Origin of the sequence: Streptomyces sp. NPDC015125, assembly GCF_043080045.1 — a bacterium.
Taxonomy (GTDB): Bacteria; Actinomycetota; Actinomycetes; order Streptomycetales; family Streptomycetaceae; genus Streptomyces.
The window spans coordinates 975,803-993,676 of sequence record NZ_JBIBVF010000002.1 but is presented as its reverse complement, the minus strand read 5'-3'; the positions used below and the strand labels follow the sequence as shown (position 1 = coordinate 993,676).

Below are 17,874 nucleotides of genomic sequence, written 5' to 3'. Positions count from 1 at the left end.
GGGCCCTCGATCGGTCTACGTCCCGCAACTGGGCACGTCACCACCGGAGTTGAGGGCCTTCAGCGGTCCAGTGCCGGCCAGGGTGCTGACGGAGATCAGCAGCATCCCCCTGGGGAGTTCGGCGCGGACATCGACATCATCTGAACCACGAGAGCCCGGCTCCCGTGGACCGCGCGGCTTGGAGTCGTGCAACAGTCCGTGCGCCCGCCTGTTGTGGACCGCTTCCGCGTCATCGCTCTTCTCCTCCGGTCCCACGCCTGGGGACAATCACGGCGAGACGTAGAAGAAAGTCCGACAGGTGGGGGCAGGGATGGGCGAGACGTGGTCCGGGGCCGAGGGCACCTGGCCCGACGGGCGGGAGGCCGACCCGTCGGTAGCGTCCCTGCGGTCAGCGACGCGAGCGCTGCGGTGTCATCTGGACACGCTGCCCGCGGTCTTCACTTCGGCGGGCCGTCCGACCAGTTCCTCGCGGAGACGACGTTTCCCTAGGCCCGCTGACGGTACGCCTGCGCGGATTCACTGCTGGTCTCAGGGTTCGGCGGCACCGTCGTGGGGGCTATGGCCCGGAGTCTGTTCGACGACGGTCCGCTCTGGCAATGGATCGCCGAGTCCCCGTCCGAGAGGCGGCCGGGTCTGCTGGGCAGCATGCTCAAGGAACGTGACCGGATCTGCGGATTTCTGGCCGACCACGAGGTGACTTGCCCGAACCTGGCCCGGCGGTTCGTTCCCCTGGACGGCGTCACCGACCTGACGAGATCGACTCTGGCAGCGCTGGCAGCGCCGTCGCTTCCCGATACGGCCGAGCTCTTGGACCTGTTTCTCGCCTCCGCCCCCACCCGGACGGCGTCGACCGCGTTGCTCGGCGGCAGCAGCAAGGACCTGCTGAAGGCCGCCCGGGCATGCTGGCCGTATCCGGACTGCGCGGGGCGGTGACGGTGCTGGCACACGCCGGTCACGGCAACCTGCTGGGGTTGCAAAGCAGCCTGGCCGCCGGCAGGGCAGCCGGGCATGATCTGCCGGCCGATCACAAGGCGCTGTTCATGCATGTCGCCGCCGTGGGCATCACCCTCACGCATCTGGGCATGTGCGCGGCCGTGCCGGAGCGCCGGCCGCCGGAGGTCGAACCGGCCGACTTCCTGGCCACGCTGATGCGGCTGACCGAAGATGTCGTCACCGCGGCGAACGCAGTGCACGGTCTGGGCGACCCGAAGCCCCTGACGGGGGTCGATCCGACGGTCAGGGCCGGCACGGACACGGCGTCCTCGGCCAGAGGTCCTGGTGGCCCATCACGATGTGCTGCCGGACATCCTCGATGCCGGTCCGGACGCCGCCGCGGTCCGCCAGTACGAGGAATTCGTCAGCAGCTGGATCACCAGCCCGTGGGCTCACGGCGACCCCAAGCTGGCAAGCGCTCTCACCTACGCCGGGGCCCATTCCACCTCCTCAACCATGATGAGCACCTTCGAGGACCATGCCGCTGCCGCGACAGTATTCGCCACGCGCATGCTTCTGAAGGAGGCTGCCCGGTTCACCTGGCTGACCCAGGACGCGCAAGACGAGGACGCATTCGTCCAGCGGTCCACCCAATACTTCGACGAATTCCGGGCAAAGAAGAGAGACACGATCGCCATGCTCGCCGGCAACGGAGTGGCCCTCGCCGCCGCCACCCGGTTGTTGAAGATGCCCGACCATGTCGTCGAGGGGCCGAAGACGATCAGCAAGGGCCGCCGGCCGCTGCCGCCGATCGACAAGATGCTCTTGCTCATAGAGCTCCCTATGCCTCGACAAGACCGGCGACGGCTACGCCCCCTACATCAAGGACCGCCTGCCGGCCGACGACGACGAATACGGCGGCCAGACCGACGTCAACCATTCCCAGCCCGCCTGCGCGTTCAACCTGCCCACCCCGGAGTCCAACACCACCCGCTGCTTCCCCCAGTTCATCCACGGCAGCGCCAGCGACAACATGGACAGGGAGTGGTTCAACAAGTACGTCGCCGAGTCCGTAACGACCACCGACCGCACCGGGACGCGCCGGACCAGGTCACCCGCTACGACTACCGCGATGGTGCGACCTGGCACTACAACGACGATGACAGGCCGACCAAGGAGAAGATCAAGACCTGGCCCCAGTGGCACGGCTACGGCCACCTCCGCGTCCAGACCGGCGGCCAGCGCACGGGTGCGGACACCATAAAACCCAGGAGGACAGCTACTTCCTGCGCGGCACGGACCGCAACCGCAAGACCGCGGGGAACGACACCAAGAACGTCACCATGCCCCCGGACCAGGGAAAAGACGAGCCGCATACCGACGACACCTCAGCGGACGGCTTCGCCTACAAACCGCCACCAACTCGGCGCCCGGCAGGAAAATCCTGGCCCAGAGCGTCAACCGGCCCCGGCACCACGAAACAGCCAAGAAGGCCCCCACCTAGGGCACCGTCACCGCAAACTTCACCGGCACGGCCAACGCGCGTGCCCGGACCTCACCCGACGACAACGCCGGCGCGAAGCGGCGCACAACCACCACCGCCCCACCTCGACACCATCGCCGCCACGTCACCGAGTCAGCGACCGCGGCAACAACACCACCAACACCGACAAGAACCTCCTCACCCTGCCCACGCACGTCGAGACCATCGCCAGGTCGCCGTGCGCACCCGCGACCCCCTCGCCCCACCCAGACCACACAGCAACACCATCACGATGCAGACACCGCTATAGCCAGACGAACCACGCAACAGCGAAGGAAACAGCACAACGACCACCTCGACGCAGCGGCGACGCGACGCGGCACGGCGACGCGCCGGCGCAGCGGCGCAGCGCCAGGAGCTGCAGATGGCCCGCGCCCTGATGCAGGCCGAGCAACGGGAGCAGCAGCAGGAGGCTGCCCGCCAGGCGGCCGCCCGCGCTGTGCCGCCGCCGACCTGGACGGTGCAGGTGACCGTCGGCCCTGATCCGCTTCCGGTGGCCACCCACCACGGCGAATTCACGGTCGGGCAGCGTCGGGTGCGGCCGATCACCCGCCGCGCGGCCATCGAGGCGCTGACCGCTGGGGTGGAAGCCTGCGCTCTGTGCCGCCCGGAGCGTGAGCTCCAGATCGACTGAGCCGCGGCCCACGGGAATGCACCAGGCGGCTTAAAACGGAGGTTCGTCGCTGTACTCCGGAGGTTCCGGATAGGTCTGTGTGCCTTCTCTGCCCCAGAGGCCGCCTTCGTCGGCGCCGTCGAGCACCGCGTTCCACAGCGCCTTGATCTCCGCTCTGGTCCTCCCCGAGCGGATCCACAGGTCGTCATCGACTGGTGCCGCATCGGGGTCTATGTGTGCCAGGTCGCACAGCACCACGAGTATCGAATCGACCGTGCTCCAACTGGTCGGAACGGACAGCCCCAACAGCGTGCGGCGGACCGTTTCCGGGCTGCCAGCCACATCCGGGGACTTCTGCCGCATCAGCTCGGCGATCTGGCGCAGCGTCGGCCTGGAGGCTGACCGGTAGTAGCCGAAGAGGGCCTTTACGAACTCCCTCCGCAGGCCCGGCGGCAGCTTTTCCTCGGTCGGCATGCGCAAGACCCGCCCCATAGTTCCCCCTCGTCGACGCAGAAAGTCCAGAGATACCTCGCGATGACTCACGTTGTCACGCGGAAAGTGACCCAACCTCAACCAACGGACAAATACTTTCTGCAAGGCCTCCTGACGCCCTGTCATGTGTGCAGGTCAGTCGGTAGGTGATGCGGGCACAGAAAACGTCCGCCGGGCACGGTTCCGGTCAGCCGGACCGTCCTGCGGGACAATTGACGAACGGCTCCCTGGTGCAACAGGGAGCCGTTCTGCATCTGAACCACGATCACCACTGTGAAGGAGTCGTCGTGTCCACCTCTGAGCCTACGAGCACTCACGGATTACAAAAGCCCCGCGCCGCCGTTGCCCCCACCCGGCGGAAGGCCCTGCAACGCCTGTCGAAGGAGGCAACAACCGGTCTCGTCCGCGGCGCGTCGACAGCGCTGGGAACGGCGATAGTCGGCTGGCTCAGTCTCTGGATCCAGCAGCACTGAGCAACACTGACCGTCAGGCGCCGGGAGCCGGCTGGATCGCCAACCCCCGCGGTCGGCCTCACGCAGATACCGGACGGACCGGAAGGCGGCACCACCGCATTGATCGGTGGTGCCGCCTTCTGCCTGCGGTCGGCGCTGCGGCCGTTACGCCACTTCCTGCCGGTCCGGGCGTCGATCCCGACGAGCCGACAGGCTTCCTTGTTGCTGTAGCCCTGCTGCACGAGCCGGGAGTATTCCGCCCGCTCCCGACTCAGCCTCACAGGGCCCTGAGCCCTCCGATCCCCACGGATCTCGAAGTCCATTGCATCCCCTGAGCTGGGGTGTTGCAACGACTACTAGAACCCAAGGTTCGGCGGGGGCCCTTTCATCAATTCCCGGCCGGGGCCTCCGGCTGCGCCGGAGGCCCCTGTTGCTGGCGATGACCAGCAGCACCAAGTCCATCACGAGGAACGACAATCGCGCCTTCAGCCAGCATGACCCACCCCACAAAAGCCGCATCACAGCTCCCATTGACATGCATCACATCAGGAGCAAAAGGCGTATTCGTGCCGCCCTCAATCGACGCGCTTCCAAGAGCATTATCGATCTCGTTACAACATTCCCCCCCCATCTCAAGCACAGCAGGTCAACTGGCCTACATCGCACAGCAGACAAGCCCACATATGCATACCACCCCAGGTCAACAGTAGGACCAAGATTTCCTACATGAACTCCCAACACTGCACGTCACAGCCATCCGCATGTCGCAACTAAAGAGAGCATCGACAGCCACCGTGTGCGGTACTTCCACGGCTGCTACTCGGTCGGCCACGACGCCCTGTGGGGCGTCGACCGCCGCAGGAAGGGCACGCCAACACGCTGGCCGCACTGAAATCGATCCGTTCCGACCAGCCCGACGGCGCCCCGATCTACGTGATCCTGGACAACCTGTCCGCCCACAAAGGCGCCGACATCCGCCGCTGGGCAGAGAAACGCAAGGTCCAGCTGTGCTTCACCCCGACCTACGCATCCTGGGCCAACCCGATCGAGGTCCACTTCGGACCCCTGCGGCAGTTCGCCATCGCCAACTCCCACCACCCCAACCACACCGTGTAGCCCCGGGCCCTGCACGCCTACCTCCGCTGGCGCAACGCCAACGCCCGCCACCGGGACGTCCTGGCCGCCGAACGCTGCGAACGTGCCCGCGTCCGCAGTGAGAAAGGCATCCGCTGGGGAGGCCGACCGCTTTCGGCAGCGGCGTGATCAGGCAGGGACTTCAAATATGAGTTCGAGGCCGTCCTCCTCGTCCCACTGCTCTCCGACCTCCACGAAGCCGAACCCGGAAATCGTCGCCAGGGACGCGGCGTTGTCCGGACTGATCGTCACCCGCGCGGTCCTGACCCGAGCTTCGGCAACGGCTCGATGCACCAACTCGGTCAATATCGCCCTGGCGTACCCCCGGCGACGGTAGCCGGGGGCCACGGAGTAGCCAATTTCCACCATGCCTGCCTCATCCGGCGGCCCGTGGAACCCGGCATAACCCACGACGGCACTTTCCGGCTCGGCTACCACGGCGTTCGTGAGCCACCCCGCGCTACCCGGGTCCAAGGTCAACTGGTTGACGCGATACTGCCACACCCATTTCGCCCGGTCCGTGAGGAAATACTCGGTGAGAGCGACCCCCGCTTCGGCACTGGCTTGAGCAAGGTCGTCGTCCAGCAAGGCAGTCATGGCCGTGGTCGACAACTCGACAAATCGCACTGCTTTTGGGCTGGTGGGGACTGAGGGCCGGAGTTTGGCTTTGTCTGTCACAGTGCGAATCGTCGTGGGGCATCACGGATGTGTCCAAGGGGTTTCGCAGTGGCCCCTACACTCCGACCGCATTGAGGCCTGTCCACTCGGCCCTACGCGCGCACCGGCGAACCGTCCCGGTCGGAGCACGAGCAAAGGCGTCCCACCCCTCGTCCCAGAGGTCGCAACGCCGCGGCCGCGCGCCGAAGCCGGCCGCGAAGACGCGCGAGCCCACGCCGCCCTCGCCCTGCACTCGATGGCAGGCGGCTCGCCCCTGCCGGCAGAGGCACAATCCGCCCCCACACGTCCACCGTGATCCGGTTCCTGACGTCCTGTGTGAGCCAGTGCCAGAACATTTTGGCGGCAGCCAAGGCAAACAGACCCCGAGGCCAAACTTCAACCACCGCTCGAAAGAGCCGTCGCCGTACATCGGCCCTCCTTTCCTGGTGCGCCCGTTAGTGTGCGATCGGGGTGGTTCGGGATACGCGCCGACGAACATCTCGCCGCGCGAGCCTGGGCGGCAGGCGCAGCAGGTCTTGGAGTGGGGTGCCGTGCTCGGCCCAGGTGCGCAGCCGGTCCGGTCGACGCGCTGGACCTGGTGGACCTGGTGGCGTTCGCCCCATGCCTTGGCATCGCGGGTGAAGGCTCCGTTGGTCACCACGATGGCGATGACAGCGCCGTGGACGGGGCCGGCGGCGCCCTTCACCTGGTACATCACCCCTGATCCGACTTTGCCGCCGACCTTGGTGCGCTCGGCTGGCAGCACAATGGAGTCGCTGGTGCCGCGCCTCGACGGCAAGCCTGACGGCACAGGACTGGCCGGGTGCCGCCCGCGACCTACGAACCCGGCCCACACCTACACGGTCGTCTCAACGTTTTGCAGGCTGCAATCTCATTGAGACGACGCAGCCCTGCCGCCAGCACGGCGCCGAAACCGCCGCTCAGGCACGATCCCGCCAGCCCCCTGACAGCACAAACCAATCCGCCCGAACCACGCAGCGATGACAAACTCCCGCGCCGATCACTACATTCCGAGACGATCACTGAACTTGCACCTCAGAGACCCTTCAGCTTCCGCAGCTCCGTGGAAGCCTCAGGTCAGAGCCACGCCAAACCACAGCAACAGATCCTGAAGCGATCACTAGATCTCCAGGTCAACGAGTCATCCACCTAGTGATCACTAACGGATTTGTCAGATGCCCCGGCCACAAGCTCACGGCTCCCGAGACCGAGGCCACTGAACGCCGCTCATAACAGTCGGATGAACGAACCCCATGTCACCCCGACCGCGTAGAGAGCATACGACTGTGTGACCTCCAAGCAGGTAAGCACGATGTACGTGCAAGGACGGGGAGCTGGAGAACGACTACTGACGGAGAACACCATGCGGCACCCCTGGCCAGCGGGGCGGCGTACCCGTCCGGGGACGTCCTGGCCAGCAGTACGTGTTTCCTGGCTGCGGCGCAGCATTCACATCTGGCGCTCAATGAACAAACCGCCGGAGTCGCAGATGGTGAAGAGATGCAGGACGGGTTCCGAGCTGTATTGCGACCCGTGCGGCTTGCTCTGGCCGAGCTGTTCGGTTCCGAACAGTCCGTCCGTGGTCACAGCCAGGTCCTGGTGCCTGTCCAGCGTGTTGCTGCGGTCAACGGAGGAGACGGGAAGCATGACCAGAGCGGTCAGCCCTCCGTAATCGGAGGGACGCAGCTGCATACGGAACGCGTGCCGGGCTCCGAGCAGGCAGGCCACTGCAAGACCCACTCGGCCATCCAGACCAACCGTCGTGGGGGGAGCGGCAAGTCGTTCATTGACGCCGGCGAGATCTTCGGCCGTCATCCCGATTCCACGGTCGTGGATCTCGATCAGCACTCTGCCATCGGGCAATGCGTGGCCTGTCACCGTGACGGGGGCCTGCGGCGGGGAGAACGCCAGGGCGTTCTCGAAGAGTTCGGCAAGCAGGTGGACCAGGTCGTTGACAACAGATCCGGCGATACTGGAGGCGGGGGTGGCAATCAGCTCGATGCGGTCGTAGCTCGCCACTTCGCACGCGGCGGCGCGCAGTACGTCGACCAGCGGCATCGGGTGGGTCCCTGTGCCGCCGGGTTCCGTGCCGGCAAGCGTGAGGAGGTTCTCACAGATGCGGCGCATCATGGTGGCCAGGTGGTCGAGTTCGAACAGTTCAGCACGTCGCTGCGGGTCGTGCTCGGCGGCCTCCATCTCGGTGATGCGTGACAGTTGTCGGTACAAAAGTCCCTGGCAGCGGCGCGCGAGGCTGCGGACGATGACAGCAGAGTTCTGCCGGAGATGCGCCTGGTCGACGGCGAGTTCGACACACGCGCGGTGTGCCGCCTCAAGTGCCCGGGCCGTCTGTCCGATGTCACCTGATCCTTGAAGCCCGATGATCTGGGTAAAGGACTCAGCCCTTAGTCCGTGCGGGACCTCAGAGGCCAGATGTTGAGCCAGTTCAGGAAGGCGCCGGTCGGCCATCTCAAGCGCCGCTTCCCTCAACTGACGCAGCGCGTCCGATCTCCTCAGAACCGCCGGCCTGACTCTCATCGCCTTCAGCGCGGCGTCCTTCAGCAGTTCGTCCGCCTCCGCGCGGGCCGCCTCCACCTGCCTGGCGGCCTCCAGGTCGGCCTCGGTGCGTACGCGTTCTGCCTCCTGATGGACGCGGTCGAGGTCCGCGAGACGGTGTTCGGCCACGTCGACGGCTTTCGCCAGGCGCAAGCGTTCCTCACGAGCCTGCCGCTCAAGATCGGCACGCTCTGCAGCCTGGGTGGCAGTGGCCAGCTCCGCCTCAAGTGCCCGGCATCGCAGGCGCGCTGCGTCCCTTGCCCGTTCCGCGTCCTTGAGGGATCTTTCCAGGAGCGCGACCTTTCCCCGAAGCCGAGCGCACTCTTCCTCAAGTTCCTCCCTGCGCATCCTGTGGCGTTCGACATCTGATCCGGGCGCAGGCTGTTCCTGCCGCTGCGCTGCCGTGACCTCGTGAAGCTGTGACTCCAGCGCCTTCAGCTGCACCATGCGCCCCTGCAGCTGACGGTGCAGGTCTCGGGAGGCAAGCTCCAGTTCCTCCTCGCGCAGGACGGCTTCCTCCAGGCGGTCGCTGGCCATCTGCTCCCGGTAGCGGGCAGGATTGTCGGTCAGCAGAGCGTCGCGGTGCAGTTGGTAGATACGGCCCTGGAGGTCGGCGGGAACTTCCCTGTCGTGAGCCCTGCAAGCCGATTTCAACAGCCCATCGAGGAAGTGCTTCTCCGGTATGCGCTCTCCGCTGAGGTAGCGCGACACCGAGGAGACACTGGTGTGATACGCGGCGGCGAACTGACGCTGCGACTTCCCCGAGATCTTCAACAGATGCCGCAGCGCCAGCGCCAACTCACGTATCTCAGGGAGTAGTTGCTCCGACAGCGGTTTGAAACCGTCCGCATCCTCGAAAGCCGAACGCTTTCGGCCGTCCTCTTTCGTCACCGACTCTTCTCTCCCCCGAACGTCCGCCCTCGAACAAGACTTCGTGCTCGCGTCCCGAGCAACGGCTCATACCTATCCGCGAGTTGCTGCAGGCACTGCGGGCTTCATCATGCTGAGGGCCCGCCATCGTCCACCGGCGTGGGCGGCCTTCAGTGATCGCAGCCTAGGGCTAGTCCTCATCTATGACCCAGTTGAAGAACGTCACCGCGCCCGCACAGGCCGCCGTACCCACCAGCCACGCCTCCGCCTGCCCCCCACGGCCCGACAGGACGGTCAACGTTCCCGCACCTGCCCCGACAAGAACGCCCAGCAGCAGGACCAGTGCAGCGCGCATGGTCAGCAAAGACCGGTTCACGCAAACCCTCCGAATGAACGGTGGCGCCCCACCCGGTGAACGGATATGAGCACCACATCTTGCAGCGATCTGGCCAGTGTGCCGGGACAAGCGGGTGTTCCCGGCCGGGAACGGGGTGTTCCCGCGCAAGCGGGAACACCTATTTACCGCCTGCGCGCCGATACAGGGCGAGAGGCCTCGTATCGATGTCTGGCCGGCCGGCTCCCGGTCGGCACGGATGGTGCCCTTGGCCGTAGCTGCTCTCCGAGTCGGAAGAAAGGACGCCCCTGACCGGGCTTTCCCGACTTCCAGGTCAGGGAGGGCATCGTGTTCGTCGGTCTCGGACTGGTCGGAGGGGTCCCGGCGGCCGCTGCAGTGTGGTGTCCAGCAGGCAACGCCTCCCTTGAGTACCGCTCCGAAAGCCGTGCCGATTCTGGCATTGCCGCGCTGTGGGCACGGTCGACGAGGTCAACCTGGAGTGAAGGAGTCATGGCTGGAGCAGGCCCATGGGCGGGAGCGGGAGGCGCTCGTGGGGGCCGAGCCGGTGTTGGCGAAGCGGGCGGTGGCGGGGTGAGCGTCGCTTGTCCGGGCCGCATGTTGGCGGCCACGAGGCACCCCCCGGGGTGCCGATGGGTTGTTGTCGTATCAGTTGCAGCCGGGGCGAGCCCATAACCATGACGCTCCGTTGCATGCGTTGCTGCCGGGTGGTGCGATTGCTATCTCCACCCGGCCATCGGGGTGCCGGGCGAGGAGGCAGCGGTAGCCGTCCCACTCGCCCTCGTACGCAACCCCAGCCGTCGGCAGCGCGGCGAACGGCGCGGACGGTATCGGCTCGGGAACCTGCAGCACCATGTCTGACCGCTCTCCCCCCCAGTGCCCTGCCAGCCCCCCGGGGCAAGTGGACCCGGGCAGGCCAACGTCCCGCGGCCAGGCAGCAACGCCAGCAGCCGCTGCCGCTGCCCGGCCATGTGGCCGATCTGGGCCGGCCACGTCCTCAAGAGGGCGTCTTCTCTCGATGCTTCGTTCCGAGAGAGCGGAAGCACGGCAATTGCCACAGAGAGCAGTCATGTCGCTGTTTCGATCAGCAAGATGCAGGGGGGAGGCCAGATCTGTCACCTCCCGGGCTACCGTAGTCGCGTGGACTCCGAGGCCAGAGCGTTCCCTCCCTGCCCCATCCGTGGTGTCCAGGCTGTGTATGCGCGTCAGAGCAGTTGTCCCGCCGATTTCGCGATGGTCACCGTGGACTTCGATCCCGGGGAGGAGGGCATCGCGTTCCAGGTAGCCGCCGATCTGGACATACACGGGTGGGACCATCGATCTGGCATCAGCCCGTCAGACATGGCCACCTTCCGAACTGCGCTCGATAGGGGAATCCGCGAAGAGCTGGCTGAGCTGGGCGTCGCCACCACTGTGGCGGTAGCGGTTGTACTGCGCAGCATGCGCGTCCACGAACTGGATTCTCACGCCAAGGCTTTCCAAGCGGTCGGACACGTCGCAGTACGCAATGCCCTCACTCTGGCTTACGGACGGTCCCCGAGGTCCTAGCGTCGCCCCGCATGACCACTCGCTGCAGTGCTGCGGCTCCCGCGCTGCAGGGCCGAACACGAGAATCCCCGACGTCGGCTGCGCCCGCCCTCTGTGGTCCTCATCCATGCAGCGGGGTGGCGGTGCCATGGGCTTCGTGACGGTCGTAGCCGGTGACTCGGGACCATCCCCCGCGGGCGCGGGGGCACCTGCTTGCCCGCTCGCCGTGGCTTGGGTCGGCGTCCCCGCGCCCGGAGACACCCCCGCCTGGGCCGGGGAACATGGACCGAATACCCGGTGCAGCGAGCCCGCCTCGACGCCGGCTGCAACGACCTCCTCCGGGTCAGCGCCGATGCGGTCCAGGCCCGTACGGAAGGCCAGGAACAGCGACCCGGCCGACGGGGGCGTTGCCCAACACCCGCTCCAACTGGTGGGACCGGGTGGGCTGGGCGCCACTGGCGGTGCCGAGGTACTGCCGGAAGTGGTGGCGAGTGTCATCTGGTGCAGCCATATCGGCCGGATCAAAATGCTCAAGCGGAATATGTACGGCCGAGCAGGCTTCTCCCTCCTGCGCACACGGTGCTACCCGACGGCTGAGAATCCTTCGTCGTCCGCTCGAAGAGCACGTATGGGGAACGTTGCGGTTGAAGGGAGCTGGCCGCATCTTTCTCCGTGCAATTCACTCGGTAGCAGAGCCCATGCGAGGGCCTCTCCTGGAGCGAAGTAGGCGGGATCCAGCTCGAAGGTGGCCAGGCTTCCGGTTGCCACCGGCGCCGTGAATTCCTCCACCGGTCCGGTAGGCACCGAACCGGCCAGCTCCTGGCGAAAGCCACGGCCCTCCAGCCAGACCTCTATGACGGTACGAACGCTGAGTGCTGCTGCGGCGGCGGGAGCCCACCGCTCCTTGTCGAGCAGGGAATTGAAGAAGCCCGGAAGGGGATTTCCCAGCTCGTCGATGGTAGGACGTCGATCGTCCACCACCGTGAAGCTGAGGTCAGAGACGACTTCGACACGGATCCGTCCATGTGTGCCGTCACCACGGTGCAGCGCGTCCCACACCACCGTTTGCAGCACCTCCGTGGGGAGCTCAGGGCTGTCCCGGCCGACCCGGAAGTACATTGCCGGACGGGCCCGCACACTCTCTGCGAACGTCACCACCTGGATCTGGTCGGCCGTGTAGTGCTCCACTCGCCCTCCCCGTACCGCCCTCGTCGGCCAGGCATATCCGATCATGGCGCCCACCGCCGTCCGCCGTGGAAAGCAGGCGGCACCCGAAACCGTCAAAGCGATCACGCTGCGGAACGTCCGCTACACCTACCCCGGCAAAGACACCCCGGCGCTCGATGACGTCTCACTGACCCTGCGTGCCGGGGAGACCGTTGCCTTCGTCGGCCTCAACGGGTCCGGAAAGAGCACCTGTTCACGGCTGATCGCCGGTCTCTACGACCCGCAGGAGGGGTCGGTCCTGTGGGACGGGGTGGATGCCGCGGATCTGGACACCGAACCCCTTCAGAGGCGTGTGGCCACGGTGCTGCAGGATCCGGTGCGTTTTCCCTTCAGCGCGCTGGCGAACCTCACGGTCTCGCGCGGCACGCTCACCGAGGCCGACCCTCAGCGGGCGCTGGACGCCGCGCGGGCCTCCGGTGCCGATCAGGTCATCGCCGGCCTGCCCGGCACCTGGCAGGCGCTGCTGTCCAAGCGGTTCCGCGACGGCCAGGAGCTGTCGGCCGGACAGTGGGCGAAGATCGCCGTGGCCCGCGGGCTCTACAAGGACGCACCGGTGCTGCTGCTGGACGAACCGACCGCGAGCATGGACCCGCGCGCCGAACACGACGTCTACCAGGCCGTGCTGCGCGGCAAGCTCCGCGATGACCAGATCACCGTGCTGATCTCCCATCGGCTGGCCAGCGTCGTCGACTGCGACCGCATCTACGTCTTCGACGGCGGGCGCATCACCGAAGCGGGATGCCACCAAGAACTCATGGCCCTCGGGGGCGACTACGCCCAGATGTTCACCCTCCAGGCGGCCGGCTACCAGACCGCGTCCGCAGCTTCCGAACACGGCTCCAGGACGGTGCACCCGTGAACGAGCGGACTTTGCAGCGTGAGATCCACTACGGGGCGGGCCGGCGCGTACCTGCTGGACCTGCTGGACCTGCTGGACCTGCTGGACCTGCTGGACGAGATTCCCGGGGTCTGGGAGCGGGGGTCGTGGTCCCTGCTCGGCGGCGGCCGTGAACCGGGTGACCGGTCCCTGGAGGAGACGGTCCGGCGCGAACTGCGCGAAGAGGCCGGCCTCGGCATCCCCGGCATCGTCCCCTTCGCCGTGGAAGAAGCAGGGAGCTGCGACGACACCCTCGTCCCGATTCAGGGCTTCGCCGGCCAGCGGACCGGCGACCCCGGGTGATACGCGTCGGCCTGGCCTTCGCCGTCACCGTCGAGGGCGACACGCTCACCGGTGCCTCCAAGGCCGGTCGCCTCCGTCCTCAAAAGTCACCGGCCGACGCCGCTCCGATGATGGCGCCGACGCCGCCGAGCCGAGGCGATGACGACGACACCACGCGCCACGCCTGTGGCCACTGCCACTGGTGCGACTGCGACTGCGACTGCGGCTACGGCTACGGCTACGACAGGGGCACCCGCACTGGCGTTCCGGCCGCAAACGGGATCGGCGGTCCGCGGTGTGCGGCCCGCAGCTGCCGCCGCAACGGTGACCGCCGTGCTCGTCCTCGTGAGGCGGCTGCGCGCCCGGCGGCAGGTCCGGCACGCGGTCGTCGGAGCCCTGGTGGCGGAGGCGTGCGCGGCCGTGGCCGCCTGGACAGGCCAGAGGCGCGGGGGCAAGGCGCCTGCTGCCGGCGGACGGTTCCAGGATGGCAGGCCGGCGCCGCGACGTCGTTGGACTGCCGGGTCGAATGAGTGCAGACGGCGGGCGCTGCCCGCGGCTGAGGTTACGTGGTGAGGGTGAGCGGCCCGCCTCCGCCACCAACGGTGACGGGCTGCTGATCATCGGCAGTGTGCCGGTGCACTCCGAGGCGCTGACCTGCCCTGCAAAGCAGGAAAATCACTCATAAGATGGGATTAGCCGACGCACTGGCGTGCCGGACAGGAATGTGAAGCCGGTGCGGAAGCGCGAGCGACTCGGGAACGGTGATCGACTCGGGGAACCGACTCGGGGACGGGATGCCTATGGAGCAGGCCGCCGATCCGGCCCGGACCGTCATCATGACCGTGGACGACGATCCGGGCGTGTCGCGTGCCGTCGCCCGCGACCTGCGGCGACACTACGGCGCGTCGTACCGGATCGTGCGCGCGGAGTCCGGCGAGTCCGCCCTTGCCGCCCTGCGTGAGCTGAAGCTGCGCGGCGGCCCCGTCGCGGTGATCCTGGCCGACTACCGGATGCCGAAGATGAACGGCATCGAGTTTCTCGAGCAGGCTCTCGACATCTACCCCGGCGCCCGGCGGGTGCTGCTGACCGCGTACGCGGACACCAACGCGGCCATCGACGCGATCAATGTCGTCGACCTCGACCACTACCTGCTCAAGCCCTGGGAGCCGCCCGAGGAGAAGCTCTACCCCGTGCTCGACGATCTGCTGCAGGCCTGGCGGGCCACCGATCGCCGGCCGGTGGCCGTCACCAAGGTGGTCGGGCACCGCTGGTCGGCACGGTCGTCGGCCGTGCGGGAGTTCCTGGCCCGCAACCAGGTGCCCTACCGCTGGTACTCGTCCGACGATCCGGAAGGCCGGCGGCTGCTGTGCGCCGCGGGGCAGGAGGGGCTGCGGCTTCCGCTGGTGATCACTCCGGACGGCACGGCCCTCATCGAGCCCGAGGACCAGGAGCTCGCCGCCCGGGTCGGCCTCGCGACGACCCCGGCGACCGACTTCTACGACCTCATCGTCATCGGTGGCGGACCAGCCGGTCTGGGTGCAGCGGTGTACGGGGCTTCCGAGGGGCTGCGGACCGTCCTCGTGGAACGGTCCGCGACCGGGGGCCAGGCGGGGCAGAGCTCGCGCATCGAGAACTATCTCGGCTTTCCGGACGGCGTGTCCGGGGCACAGCTCACCGACCGGGCCCGGCGTCAGGCGGCGAAGTTCGGTGCCGAGATCCTGACCGCGCGCGAGGTCACCGGGCTGGAGATCAACGGCGCATCACGCGTCGTCCGGTTCTCGGACGGCTCCGCTGTCGCCGCGCACTCCGTGATTCTCGCGACCGGCGTGTCGTACCGGCAGCTGGATGCGCCTCACGTGCCCGAGTTGACCGGCTGCGGAGTGTTCTACGGCTCGGCGTTGACCGAAGCGGCCGCGTGCCAGGGCCATGACGTGTACATCGTCGGCGGCGCGAACTCCGCCGGCCAGGCCGCGATATACCTGGCCCGGAGCGCCAAGTCGGTCACCGTGCTGGTGCGTAAGCCGTCCTTGTCCACGTCGATGTCGCACTACCTCGTCCAGCAGGTCGACGAGACGCCCACGATCTCGGTGCGCACCAACACGGTCGTCGACGCCGCGCACGGTTCGCATCAACTGGAACAGATCACCCTGCGCGACACCACGACCGGCCACACCGAACTCGTCGACGCGCAGTGGATGTTCGTCTTCATCGGAGCGGCCCCGCTGACCGGCTGGCTGGCGGGCACGGTGCTCCGGGACTCCCACGGGTTCATCCTGGCCGGCCCCGATCTGACCGCGGACGGGAGCCCGCCGGCCGACTGGGAGTTGGACCGGCCGCCCTACCACTTGGAAACGAACGTCCCGGGCGTGTTCGTCGCCGGAGACGCCCGCGCCGAGTCCGCCAAGCGCGTCGCCTCCGCAGTGGGAGAAGGAGCCATGGCGGTCATGCTCGTGCACCGATATCTGGAGCAGTCATGAACGGCCGGCCGATGCCCTGCAGTCAGGAAGAACTCGGCTCGCTGTTCCTGTTCGAGAAGCTGGCCCCCGACCAGCTCGCCCGGCTCTGCCGCGAAGGCCGTGTGGAGGAGTTCGCACCCGGGCCCGTGTACGGGGAGGGCGATGCCGCCACGTGCTTCTATGTGCTGCTCGAAGGGACCCTCGTGCTCTCGCGCCGGATCGGGGACTACGACGTGGAGATCACCCGGAGCTCCGGCCGCGGGGTGTACGCGGGAGCTTTCCAGGCCTACCTGGGTGACCGTTTGCGGCAGGTGTACAACAGCTCCCTGCAGGTCATCGCGCCCTCACGCTTCTTCGTGCTGCCCGCGGAGACCTTCGCCGCGATCATGCGCGAGTGGTTTCCCATGGCCGTGCACCTGCTCGAAGGCCTCTTCTTCGGCGCCAAGAGCACCCAGGAGGCCGTCGGCCAGCGAGAACGGCTGCTGGCTCTCGGATCGCTGTCCGCAGGGCTGACCCATGAGCTGAACAACCCCGCCACCGCGGCCGTGCGGGCCACCTCCGCGCTCCGCGAGCGTGTTGCCGGAATGCGCCACAAGCTCGGCATCATCGCGGCACGCACCTATCGGCGTGACAGCCTGGAGACACTCATCGACGTCCAGGAGCGCACGGCCGAGCGCGTCGCCAAGGCCACCACCCTGAGCCCGCTGGAAGCCTCGGACCGGGAGGACACCCTCTCCGACTGGCTGGAGGACCACGGCATCGGGGACGGATGGCAGCTCGCGCCGATCTTCGTACAGGCCGGCCTTGATACCGACTGGCTGGACCAGATCGCCGCAACCGTGGACGCGGACACCCTCGAAGGTGCCGTGCGGTGGCTCAACTACACCGTGGAGACCGAACTGTTGATGAACGAGATCGAGGAGTCGACCCACCGCGTCTCGACGCTCGTCACCGCGGCCAAGCAGTACTCGCAACTCGACCGAGCGCCCTACCAGGTCGCCAACGTGCACGAACTGCTGGACAGCACCCTGCTGATGGTCTCCGCGAAGATCGGCCCCCACATCACCGTCGTCAAGGACTACGACCGCAGTCTGCCGAAGATCCCGGCCTACCCCAGCGAACTCAACCAGGTATGGACGAATCTGATCGACAACGCCCTTTCGGCGATGAACAGCACGGGCGCCGACGGCACGTTGACCGTGCGTACCGCCCGCGAGGGAGACCATCTGCTCGTCGAAATCTGCGACACCGGCCCCGGAGTCCCCGCAGAGATCCGCGACCGCGTCTTCGACCCGTTCTTCACCACCAAACCGGTGGGTGAGGGTACAGGTCTCGGTCTGGACATCTCATGGCGCATCGTCATCAACAAGCACAACGGGGACCTGCGGTTCCACTCCGTCCCCGGCGACACCCGCTTCCAGGTACGCCTCCCGCTGGCCTCCGCCGACCCCCATCCCCCAGAGACCCCAGAGACCCCACAGGAGCCACAGGAGCCGACATGAAATCCCCGAACGGAATCGACCCCTCAGCCCCACCCAGCGGGGCCGGGTGCGCCGAGTGCGACGCCGACGGCGGCTGGTGGTTCCACCTGCGACGCTGCGCACAGTGCGGCCACATCGGCTGTTGCGACGACTCCCCCGCCAAGCACATGACGGCCCATGCGCGGGCCACCGGGCACCCGGTGATCCGCAGCTTCGAACCGGGCGAGACCTGGTTCTGGAACTACGAGACCTCACAGCTGTACGCCTCGGGCCCGCACCTGGCTCCCCCGGAGAGCCACCCGGCCGATCAGCCCACCCCCGGCCCTGCGGGACGAGTCCCCGAGGACTGGGCCAACCGCCTGGGATAGGCAGAAGGGCCCCGAGATCTCCTCGCGGGCCGCCTT

General features: G+C 67.3%; 16 protein-coding genes and 1 pseudogene. 8 read left to right on the top strand and 9 right to left on the bottom strand.

What is annotated here, in order from left to right:
* Window positions 1–15 precede the first annotated feature (15 nt).
* On the bottom strand, window positions 16–255 hold the full coding sequence (locus tag ACF088_RS09870; RefSeq protein WP_392374928.1) for a hypothetical protein: 240 nt from the start codon (window positions 253–255) through the stop codon (window positions 16–18).
* A gap of 303 nt (window positions 256–558) precedes the next feature.
* Here ACF088_RS09870 and ACF088_RS09865 point away from each other — a divergent pair, with 303 nt between their 5' ends.
* Window positions 559–933, top strand: coding sequence for a hypothetical protein (locus ACF088_RS09865; RefSeq protein ID WP_392374926.1), 375 nt, complete (start codon window positions 559–561; stop codon window positions 931–933).
* Between the two features lie 485 nt (window positions 934–1,418).
* Here the strand turns inward: ACF088_RS09865 and ACF088_RS09860 are convergent, their stop codons facing one another.
* The gene (locus ACF088_RS09860) at window positions 1,419–1,766 is read right to left on the bottom strand and encodes a hypothetical protein (protein WP_392374924.1); all 348 of its coding nucleotides are present in this window, start codon (window positions 1,764–1,766) and stop codon (window positions 1,419–1,421) included.
* A gap of 43 nt (window positions 1,767–1,809) precedes the next feature.
* The gene (locus tag ACF088_RS09855) at window positions 1,810–2,082 is read right to left on the bottom strand and encodes a hypothetical protein (RefSeq protein ID WP_392374922.1); all 273 of its coding nucleotides are present in this window, start codon (window positions 2,080–2,082) and stop codon (window positions 1,810–1,812) included.
* A gap of 758 nt (window positions 2,083–2,840) precedes the next feature.
* Between ACF088_RS09855 and ACF088_RS09850 the strand changes: the two genes are divergently transcribed.
* Window positions 2,841–3,110: a DUF6233 domain-containing protein gene (locus tag ACF088_RS09850; protein WP_392374920.1), complete on the top strand. Its 270-nt coding sequence runs from the start codon at window positions 2,841–2,843 to the stop codon at window positions 3,108–3,110.
* 30 nt (window positions 3,111–3,140) lie between these two features.
* Here ACF088_RS09850 and ACF088_RS09845 read toward each other — a convergent pair whose 3' ends face one another.
* Window positions 3,141–3,563: a hypothetical protein gene (locus ACF088_RS09845; protein ID WP_392374919.1), complete on the bottom strand. Its 423-nt coding sequence runs from the start codon at window positions 3,561–3,563 to the stop codon at window positions 3,141–3,143.
* 1,260 nt (window positions 3,564–4,823) lie between these two features.
* On the opposite strand from ACF088_RS09845, the pseudogene ACF088_RS09840 reads away from it, so the two are divergent.
* A pseudogene (locus tag ACF088_RS09840) lies at window positions 4,824–5,296 on the top strand (transposase); the annotation flags it as partial.
* On the opposite strand, the gene ACF088_RS09835 reads toward ACF088_RS09840, so the two are convergent.
* The 5 genes from ACF088_RS09835 to ACF088_RS09815 form a co-directional block, all read right to left on the bottom strand.
* Window positions 5,297–5,764 carry a GNAT family N-acetyltransferase gene (locus tag ACF088_RS09835; protein WP_392375021.1) on the bottom strand — a complete coding sequence of 156 codons (468 nt, stop codon included), beginning with the start codon at window positions 5,762–5,764 and terminating at the stop codon, window positions 5,297–5,299.
* Between the two features lie 1,530 nt (window positions 5,765–7,294).
* A complete protein-coding gene (locus ACF088_RS09830; RefSeq protein ID WP_392374917.1) occupies window positions 7,295–9,289 on the bottom strand; it encodes an ATP-binding protein in 1,995 nt (664 codons plus the stop codon).
* Window positions 9,290–9,458: 169 nt separating this feature from the next.
* Window positions 9,459–9,644 carry a hypothetical protein gene (locus tag ACF088_RS09825; protein ID WP_392374915.1) on the bottom strand — a complete coding sequence of 62 codons (186 nt, stop codon included), beginning with the start codon at window positions 9,642–9,644 and terminating at the stop codon, window positions 9,459–9,461.
* A 624-nt stretch (window positions 9,645–10,268) separates the two neighbouring features.
* The gene (locus tag ACF088_RS09820) at window positions 10,269–10,475 is read right to left on the bottom strand and encodes a hypothetical protein (RefSeq protein WP_392374914.1); all 207 of its coding nucleotides are present in this window, start codon (window positions 10,473–10,475) and stop codon (window positions 10,269–10,271) included.
* 1,254 nt (window positions 10,476–11,729) lie between these two features.
* Window positions 11,730–12,335 carry a hypothetical protein gene (locus tag ACF088_RS09815; RefSeq protein ID WP_392374912.1) on the bottom strand — a complete coding sequence of 202 codons (606 nt, stop codon included), beginning with the start codon at window positions 12,333–12,335 and terminating at the stop codon, window positions 11,730–11,732.
* A gap of 43 nt (window positions 12,336–12,378) precedes the next feature.
* Between ACF088_RS09815 and ACF088_RS09810 the strand changes: the two genes are divergently transcribed.
* The 5 genes from ACF088_RS09810 to ACF088_RS09790 all read left to right on the top strand — a co-directional run bounded on the left by ACF088_RS09810 (window position 12,379) and on the right by ACF088_RS09790 (window position 17,838).
* Complete coding sequence (locus ACF088_RS09810; RefSeq protein ID WP_392374910.1) at window positions 12,379–13,233, top strand: ABC transporter ATP-binding protein; 855 nt, start codon at window positions 12,379–12,381, stop codon at window positions 13,231–13,233.
* Between the two features lie 18 nt (window positions 13,234–13,251).
* Window positions 13,252–13,554 (top strand): NUDIX domain-containing protein, encoded by a 303-nt coding sequence (locus tag ACF088_RS09805; protein ID WP_392374909.1) that lies wholly within the window; start codon window positions 13,252–13,254, stop codon window positions 13,552–13,554.
* A 779-nt stretch (window positions 13,555–14,333) separates the two neighbouring features.
* A complete protein-coding gene (locus tag ACF088_RS09800; RefSeq protein WP_392375019.1) occupies window positions 14,334–16,010 on the top strand; it encodes an FAD-dependent oxidoreductase in 1,677 nt (558 codons plus the stop codon).
* Complete coding sequence (locus ACF088_RS09795; protein ID WP_392374908.1) at window positions 16,007–17,491, top strand: ATP-binding protein; 1,485 nt, start codon at window positions 16,007–16,009, stop codon at window positions 17,489–17,491. The genes ACF088_RS09800 and ACF088_RS09795 overlap by 4 nt, the downstream gene beginning before the upstream one ends.
* Window positions 17,488–17,838 (top strand): UBP-type zinc finger domain-containing protein, encoded by a 351-nt coding sequence (locus ACF088_RS09790; RefSeq protein ID WP_392374906.1) that lies wholly within the window; start codon window positions 17,488–17,490, stop codon window positions 17,836–17,838. Before ACF088_RS09795 ends, ACF088_RS09790 begins: the two co-directional genes overlap by 4 nt.
* Window positions 17,839–17,874 lie beyond the last annotated feature (36 nt).

What these genes read in the sequence shown, in the direction of transcription:
- ACF088_RS09845 (WP_392374919.1), bottom strand. Translation starts at nt 3,563, where the DNA reads ATGCCGACCGAGGAAAAGCTGCCGCCGGGCCTGCGGAGGGAGTTCGTA.
- ACF088_RS09850 (WP_392374920.1), top strand. Translation starts at nt 2,841, where the DNA reads ATGGCCCGCGCCCTGATGCAGGCCGAGCAACGGGAGCAGCAGCAGGAG.
- ACF088_RS09795 (WP_392374908.1), top strand. Translation starts at nt 16,007, where the DNA reads ATGAACGGCCGGCCGATGCCCTGCAGTCAGGAAGAACTCGGCTCGCTG.
- ACF088_RS09820 (WP_392374914.1), bottom strand. Translation starts at nt 10,475, where the DNA reads ATGGTGCTGCAGGTTCCCGAGCCGATACCGTCCGCGCCGTTCGCCGCG.
- ACF088_RS09835 (WP_392375021.1), bottom strand. Translation starts at nt 5,764, where the DNA reads ATGACTGCCTTGCTGGACGACGACCTTGCTCAAGCCAGTGCCGAAGCG.
- ACF088_RS09865 (WP_392374926.1), top strand. Translation starts at nt 559, where the DNA reads ATGGCCCGGAGTCTGTTCGACGACGGTCCGCTCTGGCAATGGATCGCC.
- ACF088_RS09790 (WP_392374906.1), top strand. Translation starts at nt 17,488, where the DNA reads ATGAAATCCCCGAACGGAATCGACCCCTCAGCCCCACCCAGCGGGGCC.
- ACF088_RS09860 (WP_392374924.1), bottom strand. Translation starts at nt 1,766, where the DNA reads ATGAGCAAGAGCATCTTGTCGATCGGCGGCAGCGGCCGGCGGCCCTTG.
- ACF088_RS09800 (WP_392375019.1), top strand. Translation starts at nt 14,334, where the DNA reads ATGGAGCAGGCCGCCGATCCGGCCCGGACCGTCATCATGACCGTGGAC.
- ACF088_RS09810 (WP_392374910.1), top strand. Translation starts at nt 12,379, where the DNA reads ATGGCGCCCACCGCCGTCCGCCGTGGAAAGCAGGCGGCACCCGAAACC.